12 protein-coding genes are annotated in these 14,362 nt (G+C 54.8%); 8 read left to right on the top strand and 4 right to left on the bottom strand.

All coding sequences use genetic code 11. From position 1 onward, the window contains the following. Positions 1–185: 185 nt before the first annotated feature. The 5 genes from PuT2_RS12965 (at position 186) to PuT2_RS12945 (ending at position 4,386) form a co-directional block, all read left to right on the top strand. The gene (locus PuT2_RS12965; RefSeq protein ID WP_158214045.1) at positions 186–800 is read left to right on the top strand and encodes a DUF1989 domain-containing protein; all 615 of its coding nucleotides are present in this window, start codon (positions 186–188) and stop codon (positions 798–800) included. 31 nt (positions 801–831) lie between these two features. Then, positions 832–1,221, top strand: coding sequence for a RidA family protein (locus PuT2_RS12960; protein ID WP_093971413.1), 390 nt, complete (start codon positions 832–834; stop codon positions 1,219–1,221). A 71-nt stretch (positions 1,222–1,292) separates the two neighbouring features. Further along, entirely contained in the window at positions 1,293–2,396 is a 1,104-nt protein-coding gene (locus tag PuT2_RS12955; protein WP_254047008.1) for a TRAP transporter substrate-binding protein, read from the top strand. 143 nt (positions 2,397–2,539) lie between these two features. Then, entirely contained in the window at positions 2,540–3,058 is a 519-nt protein-coding gene (locus PuT2_RS12950) for a TRAP transporter small permease subunit (RefSeq protein ID WP_093971411.1), read from the top strand. Further along, positions 3,055–4,386, top strand: a complete 1,332-nt coding sequence (locus PuT2_RS12945) for a TRAP transporter large permease subunit (protein ID WP_093971410.1) — start codon at positions 3,055–3,057, stop codon at positions 4,384–4,386. Before PuT2_RS12950 ends, PuT2_RS12945 begins: the two co-directional genes overlap by 4 nt. Positions 4,387–4,828: 442 nt before the next feature. On the opposite strand, the gene PuT2_RS12940 is transcribed toward PuT2_RS12945, so the two are convergent. Further along, positions 4,829–7,297, bottom strand: a complete 2,469-nt coding sequence (locus tag PuT2_RS12940; protein WP_173862544.1) for a DNA internalization-related competence protein ComEC/Rec2 — start codon at positions 7,295–7,297, stop codon at positions 4,829–4,831. A gap of 197 nt (positions 7,298–7,494) precedes the next feature. Here PuT2_RS12940 and PuT2_RS12935 point away from each other — a divergent pair, with 197 nt between their 5' ends. Next, on the top strand, positions 7,495–8,745 hold the full coding sequence (locus PuT2_RS12935) for a flavin-dependent oxidoreductase (protein WP_093971408.1): 1,251 nt from the start codon (positions 7,495–7,497) through the stop codon (positions 8,743–8,745). A 10-nt stretch (positions 8,746–8,755) separates the two neighbouring features. On the opposite strand, the gene PuT2_RS12930 is transcribed toward PuT2_RS12935, so the two are convergent. The 3 genes from PuT2_RS12930 to PuT2_RS12920 are packed head-to-tail and all read right to left on the bottom strand — an operon-like array spanning position 8,756 to position 11,581. Continuing rightward, complete coding sequence (locus PuT2_RS12930; protein ID WP_093971407.1) at positions 8,756–9,574, bottom strand: TatD family hydrolase; 819 nt, start codon at positions 9,572–9,574, stop codon at positions 8,756–8,758. A 23-nt stretch (positions 9,575–9,597) separates the two neighbouring features. Continuing rightward, entirely contained in the window at positions 9,598–10,314 is a 717-nt protein-coding gene (locus PuT2_RS12925) for an ABC transporter ATP-binding protein (RefSeq protein WP_093971406.1), read from the bottom strand. After that, the gene (locus PuT2_RS12920) at positions 10,307–11,581 is read right to left on the bottom strand and encodes a lipoprotein-releasing ABC transporter permease subunit (protein WP_093971405.1); all 1,275 of its coding nucleotides are present in this window, start codon (positions 11,579–11,581) and stop codon (positions 10,307–10,309) included. Before PuT2_RS12920 ends, PuT2_RS12925 begins: the two co-directional genes overlap by 8 nt. A 41-nt stretch (positions 11,582–11,622) precedes the next feature. On the opposite strand from PuT2_RS12920, the gene PuT2_RS12915 reads away from it, so the two are divergent. Then, the gene (locus PuT2_RS12915; protein WP_093971404.1) at positions 11,623–12,552 is read left to right on the top strand and encodes a hypothetical protein; all 930 of its coding nucleotides are present in this window, start codon (positions 11,623–11,625) and stop codon (positions 12,550–12,552) included. Further along, on the top strand, positions 12,531–14,249 hold the full coding sequence (recJ, locus tag PuT2_RS12910; protein ID WP_093971403.1) for a single-stranded-DNA-specific exonuclease RecJ: 1,719 nt from the start codon (positions 12,531–12,533) through the stop codon (positions 14,247–14,249). The genes PuT2_RS12915 and recJ overlap by 22 nt, the downstream gene beginning before the upstream one ends. Positions 14,250–14,362 lie beyond the last annotated feature (113 nt).

Raw genomic sequence — 14,362 nt, 5'->3', positions numbered from 1 at the left:
TGATTTTTAAATCGTATACAAAGTTTAGCCGTTAATTTACGACTTAATCAATACCGAAAAATCTACATTTATATATAAATATCAACAACTTAATGAAAAAAAAATTAAAGACTAGGGTTAATGCCTATTTCTACCTTCCTGTAATTTGCAAAGAATGTATACATTTTCAGACTTTAGGGATTGTGATGAAAGAAGGCACAAAATTAATTTCGGAAATTGTGGTTCCTGGTGGGCATGCCCGAGCATTCGAGGTGAAAAAAGGCCAGTTTTTAGAGGTGATAGATCTTGAAGGCGGGCAAGTGGCCGATTTCTTTGCGTTTAACCAGCACGATCACAAAGAACGGCTGTCACCACCTCACACCCTTATTTCCCTGAAATCACTGGCTATTCGGGTAGGCGATGAGCTTCGCAGCTCAAGGCGTCATCCCATGCTGAAAGTTATCGAAGACATCTCGCCATCACATGATTTGTTGATTCCTGCTTGTGATGAGCAACGTTATCTCGTTGACTATGGTGTCGCTAATCACCGCAGCTGTGTTGCCAACTTTGAGGAAGCTTTGCAACCTTATGGAATTGGTCGAGACCTTTTTCTCGAGCCGTTTAATTTATTCCAAAGTACGGAAATAAAGCCGGACGGTACGTTGACTCAAAAGCCATGCTTAACCAAAGCGGGTGACTATATATTGTTAGAGGCACTGCAAGACATTATTGGGGCGATCTCGGCATGTCCAATGGACTTAAATCCAATCGGCGGCTCCCAAATTACCGATATCAAAGTGCAAATCTATCAATCCGTTTGAAGCATAACGTTGTTTTTTATAATGAGGTCTTATGTCTTATAAATCATACAACCCTAAAAACCTACCGCCACCCCCAGTTCATACCTGGACCAACATCAAGGTACACAACAACGGTCATTTTTATGTATCTGGCATTATTGCCGAGGGCAACAGCATGTATGAGCAAGCCACAACGGTATTCGGCGTTATTAAATCGTTGATTGAGGAAGCCGGCGGGCGAATGGACGACATTATGGCCATGCAGATATTTGTTAATAATTTGGATGAAAACACTGAGGTCTGGCGGGCTCGGCGTGAATTTTTCACCGGAGATTTCCCATGCTCAACGCTTATTGAAGTGTCGCGCGTAGGTTCTCCTAATGTGTATCCACCGATGCGAATTGAGATCAATTGCAGCGGCTATATAGGCGGGAGCCAATAAGTATCAAAGGTGTGGTTTAACTCGTTGTTTTTTTCAACACAGTGCATGGCGCAGTAGGACTGCTGTGTTTGGTGCAGGTTACGGTTAATTCTCTAAAGGGGGAAAGTATTATGTTAAGAGCACACATCAAAAAAGTAGTCTGTGGTGCGTTTCTCAGCGCGTTTGCCCTAACCGGGTCGGCGTTTGCTCAACAGCAATCCGACAAGGTAATACGCTGGAACATGCAGTCAACCTGGGTGCCTGGGCTTGAAATCCAGCGGCAAGCCGACGAGTTCGCCAAGAAAGTCGAACGGATGAGTAATGGTCGCCTGATAATCCGAAGCTTGCCATCAGGTTCGATTGTTAACGGCTTGCAAGTGTTCGATGCAACCGAAGACGGCGTGATCGACGCATCATTTTCGGCCGCCTTTTATTGGGTTGGTAACCAACCCGTCTCGCCTTTCTTTGCAGCAGTACCAGCTGGCCTGACAGCTATTGAATACATTATGTGGTTGTACAACGGGCCAGGCCAAGAGCTTTGGAAAGAAGCCTACGCCGATTACAACTTTGGCTATGTAGGTGCGGCAGGTATTAACAACACAGAAATTTTTGCCTGGACAAACAAACCAATCAATAGTCTGGATGACTTCAAAGGCCTGAAATTCCGAACCGTGGGTTATTGGGGCGAAATTCTAACGCGCCTCGGTGCATCAGTAGTGACCTTGCCAGGGTCTGAAATTTACGGTGCGTTAGAGCGTGGCGTGATCGACGCAGCTGAGTTTGCCAATCCAGAGTCAGACTATGTGTCGGGTATGCATGAAGTGGCCAAGTACGCTTATGTGCCTGGTATTCACCAACCCACTTCTTTAATGGAGCTTTTAATTAACAAAGAATCGTGGGAAGCGTTGCCAGATGACTTAAAAGCCATTGTTGAAGAGGCTGCGAAGTCTTCGGTTCTGGAGGGTTTGGGCAATGCGCTTGTTAAGGACGTTGAAGCATTAGAAAAGTTCAAAGCCCACGGTACCAAAATTGAGCGACTGTCGCCAGAGATCATGCAGCAAATTGCGAAACTGGCACACGGGCTTTACGAAGAGAAGAGCGCACAGAATCCGTTGTTCAAGAAAATTTATGAGTCGCAAATGGAATACAAGAAGATGTATGAAGAGCTGCAAAAGTACATGGAGATTAAGTACTAAGTTTCTTTGAAGAACGTATGCCGGCAAAAGATAGGAAGCTCCCGGGCGTCGTACCTGAGGGCTTCCTTCTCTGCAACAGGACAAAATGGTGCAACTAAAGTTGCCCTAATTGCTCACCAAATGACCCAAAGGAGTGCTCTTACGTGCTCACCGCCATATCTCGAACCATCGACGCACTGAACAGTGGTGTGGCAAGCATTGTTAAATGGCTTGTCTTGCTGTTAGCTTTTATAAATTGTTATGAAGTGGCGATGCGTTATATCTTTAACCAGCCCACCATCTGGGCATTCGACATGAGTTATATGTTAGGTGGTTCGTTCTTTGCTTTAGGCATGGGGTATACCTTACTAACTAAAACACATGTGCGAGTTGATGTGCTCTACGTTCGTTGGAGTAAAAAAACTCGAGCTTTAGTTGATATCGTGCTCTCACTGCTCGTGTTTTTCCCCGCTTTTGGTATCTTGCTGTATAAGTTGGTTCCATGGGTGATTCGATCTTGGGAGCGTTCGGAAAGAGCAAGTGGCAGTTTCTGGTTGCCGCCTATTTATCCGTTCAAAACAATTATTCTGATTGCTGTTGCCCTACTTATATTGCAAGTGATCTCCGAGCTCTGTAAGGATGTGCAAACATTGCGAACCAAAAAAGTGGAGCTGGCCGAATGAATTTCCTTACTCCGGAAATGACGATTATTTTGATGTTTTTATCTGTCGTCATAGGCATTACGTTAGGTTACTACCTTGCTTTTATCCTCACAGCGGTTGGCTTATTTTTCGGTGTTATTTTATTTGGCGACCGTTATGTTGGCGTACTTATTAACAGTATGTTCAGCACCATGACAAACAATGTATTACTTGCTATTCCATTGTTTATATTAATGGGCAATATCATGCAGCACATTGGGGCGGGTGATCGCGTATTCAGCAGTTTATATGTATTGTTTGGTAGGTTGCGGGGTGGTTTGTTAATTGCAACTAACGCCTTTGCTACTATATTTGCCACGGTAACTGGCGTGGTTGGCGCGTCTGTTGTTACTGTGGGGACCTTGAGCTTACCCTCCTTGCTTGAACGAAAATACGATAAAAAATTAGCTGCTGGTGTCATTTGTGCGGGTGGAGGGCTGGGTGTCTTGATTCCCCCTAGCATAATGATTGTTGTTTATGGACCGGTTGCAGGCGTGTCGGTTGGCAGTCTGTTCATGGCAGCTATTATTCCAGGTTTGCTATTGTCATTGATATATACGATATATGTAGTGGTACGTTGTAGTTTGAACCCTGAGCTAGGTCCACCCATTAGCGCGGAGGATAAGAAGGCAGAAATAAAGCGTGTTGGAATTCCGCGTCTGATCTTTGCCATTATTCCGCCCTTATTAATTGTCATGGCAGTCCTCGGAACCATTTTTTTCGGTATGGCTACACCCACAGAAGCGGCGGCGGTAGGCGTAAGTGCGGCACTTGTATTAGGCCTTGGTTATCGCAGCCTTACCCTTCCGAAGTTGTCTGATGCACTCGTTTCCACGCTTAAAACCACCTGCATGATTTTGACAATGACAGTTGGTGCGGTGACGTTCATTTCAACATTCGCATCAATTGGCGGAAATGAGGTAGTTGAAAATTTTGTGATGAGTATGCCGTTTGGTCCCTGGGGCATACTATTGTTAATGTTGCTAACCGTGACTGTCTTGGGCATGTTCCTTGACTGGATCGGTATTGTGTATTTGGTGGTGCCTTTATTTACGCCAATTGCGATGGCACTGGGTTTTGATGCCATTTGGTTTGCCATGTTGGTTATTTTGTTTTTGCAGCTAGGCTACATTACCCCTCCATTTGCGTTGTCTATTTTCTATTTCAGAGCCGTGGCACCGCCTGATTTATCAATGATGGATCTTTACAAGAGTGTGATTCCTTTCTTAGTATTACAGTTGCTGGTTTTTGCGGCTGTTATGTTGTTTCCGCCGATCGTCACTTGGTTACCGAGCCTCATGATGGGGTAGTCATGGTATTGGGCTGACAGATTTAAGTTTGTCCTAAGACTTGCTTTTCTCGTTATCAAATGTTGCTTTGATGTTTCTTGGGGGCACCATCATGACGCCACAGCCGAATGGTGGTATTGCCCCCAGTTTAACTAGCCAGCCAATTTGCTTAGAGTAGCGCTCGTCGCCTCTTATTCAAGCCCTTCATAGTTAGGCACTTTGGGCGTTTGAGCAATAAAACTTATGCAGCCCGCTTTGTTCAGACACTATTTAATCGCACCCGTATTTGTTACTACGGTTACTTAAGCGCTATTACGCCTCGTGAACGACTTTGACTAACAACAAGAGCGGATAGATGCTCCGAAAATCAATAATTTGAAGCACTTCGCGCACCCGAGGCTAGCAGTAATTTTTGGGAATACATATGCTAATTGCCCATTTAAATGGCGAATATGAGTTCTTTTCAATCGCCATCGGGCAGCGCCACGTTGCGCTGCCAGTAGCGACGATACTGCACGCGTTCAGCCTTAACACGCAGGCCCTCAGCCGTTGAGTCGACTGTCAAGGCACCATGCCAATCGGTTCGCCAAAACTGTGCGCCTGCAGCTTCCCAGCGCTGCTGTACAGACGGCGCGGGGTGACCGTACCGATTCTGCCAACCATTTTGTGAAATGACATGCAATGGACGCGTCGCCTGGACAAAAGCCTGCGACGATGAAAACCGCGACCCATGATGCGGAGCAACCACGACATCGGTCGGCCCCAAGCCTCGCGCCAGTAAACGACGCTCTTCTGCGGCACCGATGTCCCCGGTCAACAACACACTATGATGCTGGCCCTGAATCTGCAGTACACAGGCGTTTCGGTTACGCTGGCCTGAAGTCGAACGCACATTCTTGTCAGCCGACGGCCTGGGCGCCTCTGGTGCCGCACGCCGTCGCTCTGGCTGCTGTTCGGGCAAGGGCCACAAAAACGAAAATGTCACGCCGTCAACGCGCCAGCTAGCCCCGTACGCACAGGTCGTCAGCGCCAGCGGCATATTGACCCCCTGACTGTCACCCAGAAGGCGCTGCGATTGGGCTAAATAGGCATCCAACGCAAAAGAGGTGTACGACTGCCCTACAGAAACGGCTTTGAGCAACGACAACGCACCGCCGGCGTGGTCGATGTCTGCATGCGACACCACCAGCACATCGATGGATCGAACACCAGCAGAGCGCAAATAAGGCACCACGGTACGCGCCCCTTCGTCGGCGTCGGGCCCATGCCGCACGCCGGTGTCAAAAACCAGCGTACGAGTCGCGGTTTTTACCACCAGGGCACTACCCTGCCCTACGTCAAGCGCCACTAAAGACCAATTGCCAGGCGCCGGCCGGGCAGGCACCCAAAACAATGCCGGCGCCATGAACGCCCAACCCAATGCCCTGAGCGGTAGCCCATAGGGCGCGATCGCCACCAATAAGCCGACAACTGCCAACACCGTCAGTATCTTAGGCCCAGACGCTACCGAGACGCTGGCCCATGACCACTGCGCCAACATCTCGGTGGGCATCATCATTAACTGCATCGCACCATGTGCCACCCATACCAGCAGTCCCGCGATAGCTTCCAGACCCGGCGCTATAGATACCGCAGCGGCCACCAACGCTAAGGGCGTTACGATAAAACTAACCACCGGAATCGCATAAGCATTCACCAGTGGCGACACCAACGATACATCGTTGAATAACAAGGCCAGCAAAGGCATTAGCCCCGCCGTAATGGCCAGTTGCAGTCCCGTTGCCATATACACAGCAGACCAAACCGTGGCCCTGCGCCCCTGGGAAAAGCCGGCCGCACGGCGCCCCCACCATTGGGCGCTGGCCATCAGCACATACACTGCGCCAAAAGACAGCCAAAAGCCCGTAGCAAAAAGCGCCCAAGGGTCTAGCATCACGACGATCACGGCGACCAGCGCCAACAAACGCGACAGGGACAATGGCACCCGAAGAATTTGAGTTGCTGCAACCACTGCCAGCATCAGAAAAGTTCGCCGAGCAGGTACCCCCCAACCGGCCAAAAGACAATACAGCCAGGCGACAATCAGTGCGGCAACGGCTGCAGCCACCTGTGCAGGCACCCGCTCAGCCCAACCACGTCCCCGCCAATGCGCACGCCTCCATAGGGCCAGCACCACTAAGCCGCCTATGGCAGCAATCATGGTGATGTGACTTCCGCTGATTGAAATTAAATGCGTCAGACCTGCGCGGTTATAAATCATCCAGTCGGCAGGCCCAATACTGGCCTGGTCGCCGATCGTTAACGCCAACAACACCCCGCCATACCGAAGGCCATCAACATACGGCCTCATGGCCTCGCGTACGTAATGCCGCGCACGCTGCGCGCTGCCCGGAATGCCCACCCAGCCGTCGTCGCGCATGTAGGCCGGCCGGCCACGTACCGCCCCCAACGCCCTTATTCCGTGGCTGAACACATAAGCTTCATAATCAAAGGCCGATGGGTTACGGGCGCCCGACGGCGACTTCAAGGTCAGTGCCATACGCCACACCTGCCCCGGTATCAGGTCCGGAAACTCGGCTGGCGGCGCGCTACTTCGGCCATAAACACCAGCGTATCCCGGCGCGTTCCATGTCACCATAATGTGTCGCGGTACGCCTTCAGGCTGCGACGACAGCACCTCGGCCTCGAACTGTCGGCCGTCAGCCGACAGTTTCGGCAAGCCAGCAATGCGCAACACAACGCGCGACACCCTGTTTTCGTTGGCGGCCGCCAGTCGATCGCCCAACCGGTATTCGACACGCACGACTGTGATACCCACTGCGAAGATGCCAGTCCACAGTACCCATAGCAGCCAACGCCATCGCGTCGGCACGACGCGACCGGTAAGCAGGCACATCAACACGAGCGTGCCCCATTCGGCCAACGTCGGCATACGGGGCAACAAATGTGCCGCTGCCGTTCCCCCCAGTACTGCTAGCGCACACAACCGCCCTCTCACCCTGTCGTACTCCAAATTGCACAGGCTAACCGCCGGCAGGCATGACAAGGCGCACCAACGCGCTCATTTGCCCACCCCGGCAAACCCGCCGGCTTTTGTTATGATTTCGCCGTCATTTACGGAGAACAAAATTGAAAGTCATCATCACGGGTGCGGGGATTGGCGGGTTGTCACTGGCACTGATGCTGCATGCCCGCGGCATTGAGTGCGAGATTTACGAAAGCGTTCCCGAGCTTAAACCTTTGGGTGTGGGCATTAATTTGCTGCCCCACGCCGCCAACGAAATGGACCAGTTGGGACTGCTGGAGACACTAAGTAACAACGCGGTGGCCACGTCGGCGCTGCACTACTACAACTGCCACGGACAAAAAATTTGGCAAGAACCACGTGGCCTGGCTGCCGGCTACCCAGTACCCCAGTTGTCCATTCATCGGGGCAAACTGCAAATACTGCTGGCCCAAGCCGTTATCGAACGCCTTGGCGCCGACCGACTACATACCGGCATGACGTTTGAATCGGTTCAGGATAATGAAGACGGCGTCACCGCCTGCTTCGTCAACCGCGAAGCCAACACACGCCACACCGTGAAAGCCGATGTACTCATCGGGGCCGACGGCATTCATTCGGCGGTGCGCAAACAGTTTTACCCCGCCAATGACGACTTCCAGTTTTCGGGCCGTATTTTGTGGCGTGCAGTCACCTACACGACACCGTTTCTGGATGGCAAGACCATGTTCATGGCGGGCCACCCCGACGTCAAATTTGTGGCCTACCCCATTTTGGACGACCAGACGCCGGCCGGTAAGACGGCCATTAACTGGATCGCGGAACTGACCGTACCCGACTACGACCTGAGTAAAACCGACTGGAATCGCGGCGTCGATAAAAGCGTGTTCGAGGGCCCGTTCCAAAGCTGGAAGTGGGACTGGATCGATATTCCTGCCCTGATCGCCGGTACACATGCCGTGTACGAGTTCCCGCTGGTCGACAAGAACCCCTTGCCGCGCTGGTCATTTGGGCACACGACGTTAATAGGCGATGCGGCGCACCCGTTGTACCCCATTGGTTCTAATGGTTCGGCGCAAGCCATTCTCGACGCCCGTTGCCTGGCCGACCACCTGCAAAAGGTGGTTTCGGGCAAACATCGCAGCGTGCCTGCTGCGCTAAAAGAGTACGAGGCCGACCGTGTTCCACCCACTACAGGCCTGATCCTGCGTAACCGCCTGAATGGGCCAGAGCAAGTTATGCAGATGGCGCATGAACGCGCGCCCGAGGGCTTTACACACATTCACGATGTTGTGTCACCCGACGAACTGGAAGAGGTATCTACACGCTACAAGCGCATTGCCGGGTTCGACCCGAAAGCACTGAAGCGCGCCTGAACGGGCTGCATTAACGCCCTGGCAATGCCGCCAGCCGGGGCAGCACACGACACGCCGTGTGCCAGGTGGTTTCAATGACTTGCGCGACCGGCATGTCGCGCAAGTCGGCCAGTGTTTGTGCAATATGCGCAACCTCGGCCGGTTCGTTTCGGGCAGGCGGCCCGCCGGGCGTGCCCAACCATGCCGGCGCAATATCCGGTGCATCGGTTTCAAGCACCAGGCTGTCTAAAGGCAACTGTGTTGCCAAGCGGCGGATTTGCAATGCGCGGGTAAATGTCATGGCACCGCCTATGCCCAACGCAAAACCTTGGTCTATAAACTGTCCCGCCTGCTGAAAGCTGCCATTGAAGGCGTGCGCAATACCGCCGATGCACCCGCGCTTACGCAGCCCCTGCAGCAACAAGTCTTGTGACTTGCGCACATGCAACAGCACCGGCAAACCAAACCGATGCGCCAGATCGAGCTGGGCTTCGTAAAACCGTTGTTGCTTCGCCCGCATGGCGGGCTCGCACAATTCGGGCACAAAAAAATCAAGGCCGATTTCTCCCACGGCGACCAGACGCGGGTCGTTGATATGCGCACTCAACCAATGCGCCAGCGTGTCGAGGTCGTGCGCTTGCGCGCGCGGCACGTACATAGGATGAATACCCAGGGCGTACGCCCCACCCTTCAACTCACGGGCCAATGCTTGCACGGCAGCGAAATTGGCCACTTCGACTGCCGGTAACACAATACCTTGAACGCCCTGCTGCTGAGCCCGCGCAATAACGGCCTGGCGGTCGCTATCGAACTCGGCTGCGTCAAGATGACAATGGGTGTCGATCAGCATGACCAGAGTATGCCTACAGTCTGTTAATGCGTGGCGTGGTATTGCTCGGCCTCGACCAGACGGCCATCGACCATGTACAGTTGCCGGTGCGCTAGTGCGGCCAACGCAGGGTCATGAGTCACTATGGCAAAGGCGGTGCCCGATTCGCGGTTGACGCGTACCAGCAGGTCGAACATAGACTGCGCGGTATGCCTGTCGAGGTTACCGGTAGGCTCGTCGGCCAGCACGCAAGCCGGCCGGGTAACCAAGGCGCGCGCCAAAGCAACGCGTTGGCGTTCGCCGCCCGACAGCTGACCGGGGAAGTGGGCCACGCGGTGCGACAACCCCACCTGCTCTAGCACGGCCGCAGCTTGCTCGCGTGCGTGCGGGCGCTTTTCTCCGCGAACAATCAATGGCATGGCTACGTTGTCGAGCGCCGAAAACTCGGGCAGCAAATGGTGAAACTGATACACAAAACCTAAAGCCTGGTTGCGCAAAGCACTGCGCCGTGCCTCTGACAAGCCCGCGGTAGGTTCGTTATTAACGCGCACTTCGCCGCCCGAGGGTTGATCGAGCAAACCCAAGGCGTGCAATAAGGTGCTTTTACCCGAACCCGAAGCGCCGACAATGGCCACCATTTCGCCTGGCGCCACATGCAAGCTGACGCCGCGCAAAACGTCGATACGGCTGCCGCCCTCTTCGTAATACTTGGTCAAGTTTTCGGCATCGAGCACATTGGCTTGTTGAACAACATCAGTCATGACGCAACACCTGTGCAGGTTGAAGACGCGAAGCGCGCCAGCTGGGGTATAGGGTGGCCAATAAAGACATCACCAAAGATGTCAGCCCAATAATCAGCATATCGCTTAGCTGCGGGTTGGAAGGCAATTCGCTGATGAAATAAATTTGCTGGGGCAAAAACTCAATACCCATGAGGTTTTCAATAAAGGGCACGATCACGTCGATGTTGTAGGCCACCAAGGCGCCCAGGCCTACGCCAACCGCAGTACCCACCACACCAATCAAGGCCCCCTGAATAAGAAAAATTCGGGCAATGTCGCCCGGCGTCGCGCCTATGGTGCGCAAAATGGCAATATCAGATTGCTTGTCTTTAACCGCCATCACTAATGACGACAACAAATTGAAGGCCGCCACGGCCACAATCAGCGCCAAAATCAAAAACATCATGCGCTTTTCGGTCTGGACGGCAGCGAACCAGGTTCGGTTGTTTTGCGTCCAGTCGCTGGCCCGCACATACGGCGGCAACGCCTGCATAAGCTCGCGCGCCACCACCGGCGCCTGTTGCATATCTGTAATGCGAAGCCTTACTCCGCTGATACCGCTGTCGCGAAACACCCGAGCGGCATCTTCGACGTTAACGAAGGCCAACGAGACGTCGTACTCGTAATAGCCCGAGGAGTACACGCCACCCACCGTAAACTGCCGCATGCGCGGCGTAAAGCCAGCCGGCGATACGGCCCCCTGAGGCGCCAAAACCATAACCGTGTCGCCTACAGTGACCCCGAGCGAACGGGCCAACTGGTTGCCCAGCACAATATTGAAAGCGCCGGGCGTCAGGCTGTCGAGTGAACCAGCAACCATTTGGCCGCGCAGGTCGGACACCGCGGCTTCGGCCCCCGGGTCGACGCCGCGAATTTGCGCACCGTTCAAAGACTCGCCGCGCGCGACCATGGCCTGAGCCGACACAAACGGCGCCTCACCGGTGATAGCGCTATTAGCGGACGCGGCCTGATCGGCAATAGACCGCCACTGTTCGAGCACCTGCATGGGCGACGCACTCGGCACAAATAACTCGATGTGCGGCAACACCGACAACATGCGGTCGCGCACCTGAGTTTGGAAACCGTTCATGACCGACAGCACAATAATAAGTGCCGCTACCCCCAAGGCAATGCCCGCCATCGACGTGCCCGCAATAAACGAGACAAAGCGGTCGCGCTTACGAGCTCGCCCGCGGGCACGTGCCAGGCCCGCATACCGGGCCCCTATCCAGAAAACATACGACATCAGTCAGATCACCACGTTGTCATTAACACTACAATACGACCATGCAGATCGTTATCCCCGGCGCACTGCCCAACTCGGGCACCGCGCGCGAACTCACACCGCACCTTGTAAAAACAGCGCCTAACCTTGTGCGCCGTTTTGAGGGCAGCCACGCCCGCAGCACAAACATTAACCTGCTGGACACCGCCTGCACCAGCCTGGAATACTGGCTGCTGCAGCGCCACGGTTTTTTACCCGAAAACAGCCAGAACATGTCGGCCGGTTTAGGGCCCTTATGGGCGCAAGCTCCTGTCGCCCCCGAGCAAGCCGTGTGGCTTGCCGAACTGGTACATGTCTCGCCGTCGCGAGACGGCGCCGGTTTATTGCCTGCTGCGCAACTGGCGATTACGCCAGAGCAGAGTTTAGCCTTATTCCAGGCCGCCAAACCTTTGTTCGATGCCCCCGGTTTCGAACTGACACACACCGGTGCCGCACGTTGGCGCATTACTTTGCCTGCCGACATTTTGCCGGCCAGCGTCAGCCCGCAACTGGTCAGCGCCACGCGTGTCAACGACTGGTGGCCACAAGACACGGCCACCCGGCCATTACGGCGCCTGGTTAACGAATTGCAAATGACGTGGTACGAACACCCGGTCAATCAAGAACGCGCCCAAATGGGGTTGGCGCCCATCAACAGCCTTTGGGTTTTTGGCGGCGCATCTCCTGCGCAGCTGACCCGGCCCGATGCAGGGGGCTTCGAGATCTGGCACGAGGCAGAAGCCGCCTTTGCGCAATCAGACTGGGCCGCGTGGCTGCAGGCTATGGCCGCCTTCAATACCCGAGTTGCCGGCCTGGGGCCTGATGCGCACCTGGTATTGCTGGGCGAAGACCGTATCGTTACCCTTGAACCCCCAAGCCTGGGGCGGCGCCTGTTGCGCCTGCTGCCAGGCCGCACCAACTGGAGTCACTGGTGGTCACCCCGAAACTCGTAACACGTCCGGCCAACGACAAAGCCGCAGAACAACTCGCTGCCGCCGGCGTACACCCTTTGCTGGCACGACTTTGGGCTGCAAGAGGCGTGAGCAGCCCGGACGAAACCGGACAGCAATGGGCCAACCTGATTCCGCCGCGCACCCTGACCCATGTCGACACGGCGGCTCAATGGCTGGCCGACGCTATCGATCAGCGCAAGAAGCTGTTGGTCATTGCCGACTACGACTGCGATGGCGCCACCGCCTGCGCAGTCGCCGTGCGTGCGCTGCGCAGCATGGGTGCCCTGGTCAACTACCTGGTGCCCAACCGTTTTGAAACGGGCTATGGGTTGTCACCCGAAGTGGTCGCCCTGGCCGAACGCCACCCCTCGGGCAAGCCCGATATCCTGATTACCGTCGACAATGGCATTGCCAGCGTTGACGGCGTCGAGGCGGCGCTGGCCGCCGGTATCGAGGTATTGGTAACCGACCACCATTTGCCGGGTGACGTTCTGCCTCGTGCCCAGGCTATCGTCAATCCCAATCAACCGGGCTGTGGCTTTCCGTCAAAGAACCTGGCGGGCGTGGGGGTTATTTTTTACTTAATGCTGGCCCTGCGAGCCGAACTGCGCTCACGCGGCGTCTACCCGGCCAATGGCGGCCCCAGGCTCGACCAACTGGCCGACCTGGTTGCGCTGGGCACGGTCGCCGACGTCGTCAAGCTCGACGGCAACAACCGGCTGCTGGTCACGCAGGGGCTCGACAAAATGCGCAGGGGTCAAATGCAGCCCGGCCTTCGCGCGCTTTTTGCCGTGGCCGGCCGCAACCCGGCACAAGCCAGTGCATTCGACCTTGGCTTTGCCTTGGGCCCGCGTATCAACGCAGCGGGTCGTCTGGCTGACATGAGCCTGGGCATCGAATGCCTGATTACCGACGACGAAAACTACGCCTTAAAGCTGGCCCGCGAACTTGACGGCATTAACCAGCAGCGTCGTGGCATTGAAACCGAAATGCAAGAACAGGCCCTGTCGAACCTGGAGACCGAACACCAACCTGAACGCGCCAGCGTATGCGTGTATCACCCCGACTGGCATCAGGGCGTTGTGGGCCTGGTTGCATCCCGACTTAAAGAGGCCTACTGGCGCCCTACCCTGGCGTTCGCCCGTTCCGGCGATGACGAGCTGCGTGGCTCCGGCAGGTCTATTCCCGACGTCCATCTGCGCGACGTGCTCGACCTGGTGTCCAAACGTTTGCCGGGTGCCATCCTGAAATTTGGCGGGCACGCCATGGCTGCCGGCCTGACCTTGCGTGAATCGGCCTATGCTCAGTTTCAAGAGGCGTTTGACGACGCGGTACGCACGTTGTCGGGTAAATCATTCTTCGAACCCATCATCGAAACCGACGGCTCGCTGGAAACCGGTTACGCCAACGCCGATGTTGCCGGGCTGTTGCAACAGCAGGTATGGGGCGCCGGCTTCCCCGCGCCTGTGTTTCGCGATACGTTCTGGGTCAGGCATCAACGCCTTCTAAAAGACAAGCACCTGAAACTGAGCCTGGAGCGCGGCCACCAGCGCTTCGACGCCATTTGGTTCAATCACCCCGAAACCCTGCCCGAGTGCATTGACGCGGCGTATCGGCTTGATCAGAACGTCTGGAACGGTATGGTCAGCGCACAATTGATCATCGAGTACGCCGGCCCCGCGCAAGATCTGGCGTAACCCGCCCTACGTTAAGTAGCCAGCGCCCGCAGCAGATCTCGTCGGCTTTTGCAACAGAACGTTGCGGCGCCGCCAGCAACCGGCCGCACAGCGCATTGCAACCCGTGCCGAAT

This window comes from Pusillimonas sp. T2 (assembly GCF_002236805.1).
GTDB lineage: Bacteria > Pseudomonadota > Gammaproteobacteria > Burkholderiales > Burkholderiaceae_B > Neopusillimonas.
Note: the sequence above shows the minus strand (reverse complement) of the source record. Positions and strands in the feature narration are given on the sequence as shown.

Coding starts and splice junctions, on each gene's coding strand:
- PuT2_RS12965 (WP_158214045.1), top strand. CDS start 186: ATGAAAGAAGGCACAAAATTAATTTCGGAAATTGTGGTTCCTGGTGGG.
- PuT2_RS12960 (WP_093971413.1), top strand. CDS start 832: ATGTCTTATAAATCATACAACCCTAAAAACCTACCGCCACCCCCAGTT.
- PuT2_RS12945 (WP_093971410.1), top strand. CDS start 3,055: ATGAATTTCCTTACTCCGGAAATGACGATTATTTTGATGTTTTTATCT.
- PuT2_RS12940 (WP_173862544.1), bottom strand. CDS start 7,297: ATGCCGACGTTGGCCGAATGGGGCACGCTCGTGTTGATGTGCCTGCTT.
- PuT2_RS12930 (WP_093971407.1), bottom strand. CDS start 9,574: ATGCTGATCGACACCCATTGTCATCTTGACGCAGCCGAGTTCGATAGC.
- PuT2_RS12925 (WP_093971406.1), bottom strand. CDS start 10,314: ATGACTGATGTTGTTCAACAAGCCAATGTGCTCGATGCCGAAAACTTG.
- PuT2_RS12920 (WP_093971405.1), bottom strand. CDS start 11,581: ATGTCGTATGTTTTCTGGATAGGGGCCCGGTATGCGGGCCTGGCACGT.
- PuT2_RS12915 (WP_093971404.1), top strand. CDS start 11,623: ATGCAGATCGTTATCCCCGGCGCACTGCCCAACTCGGGCACCGCGCGC.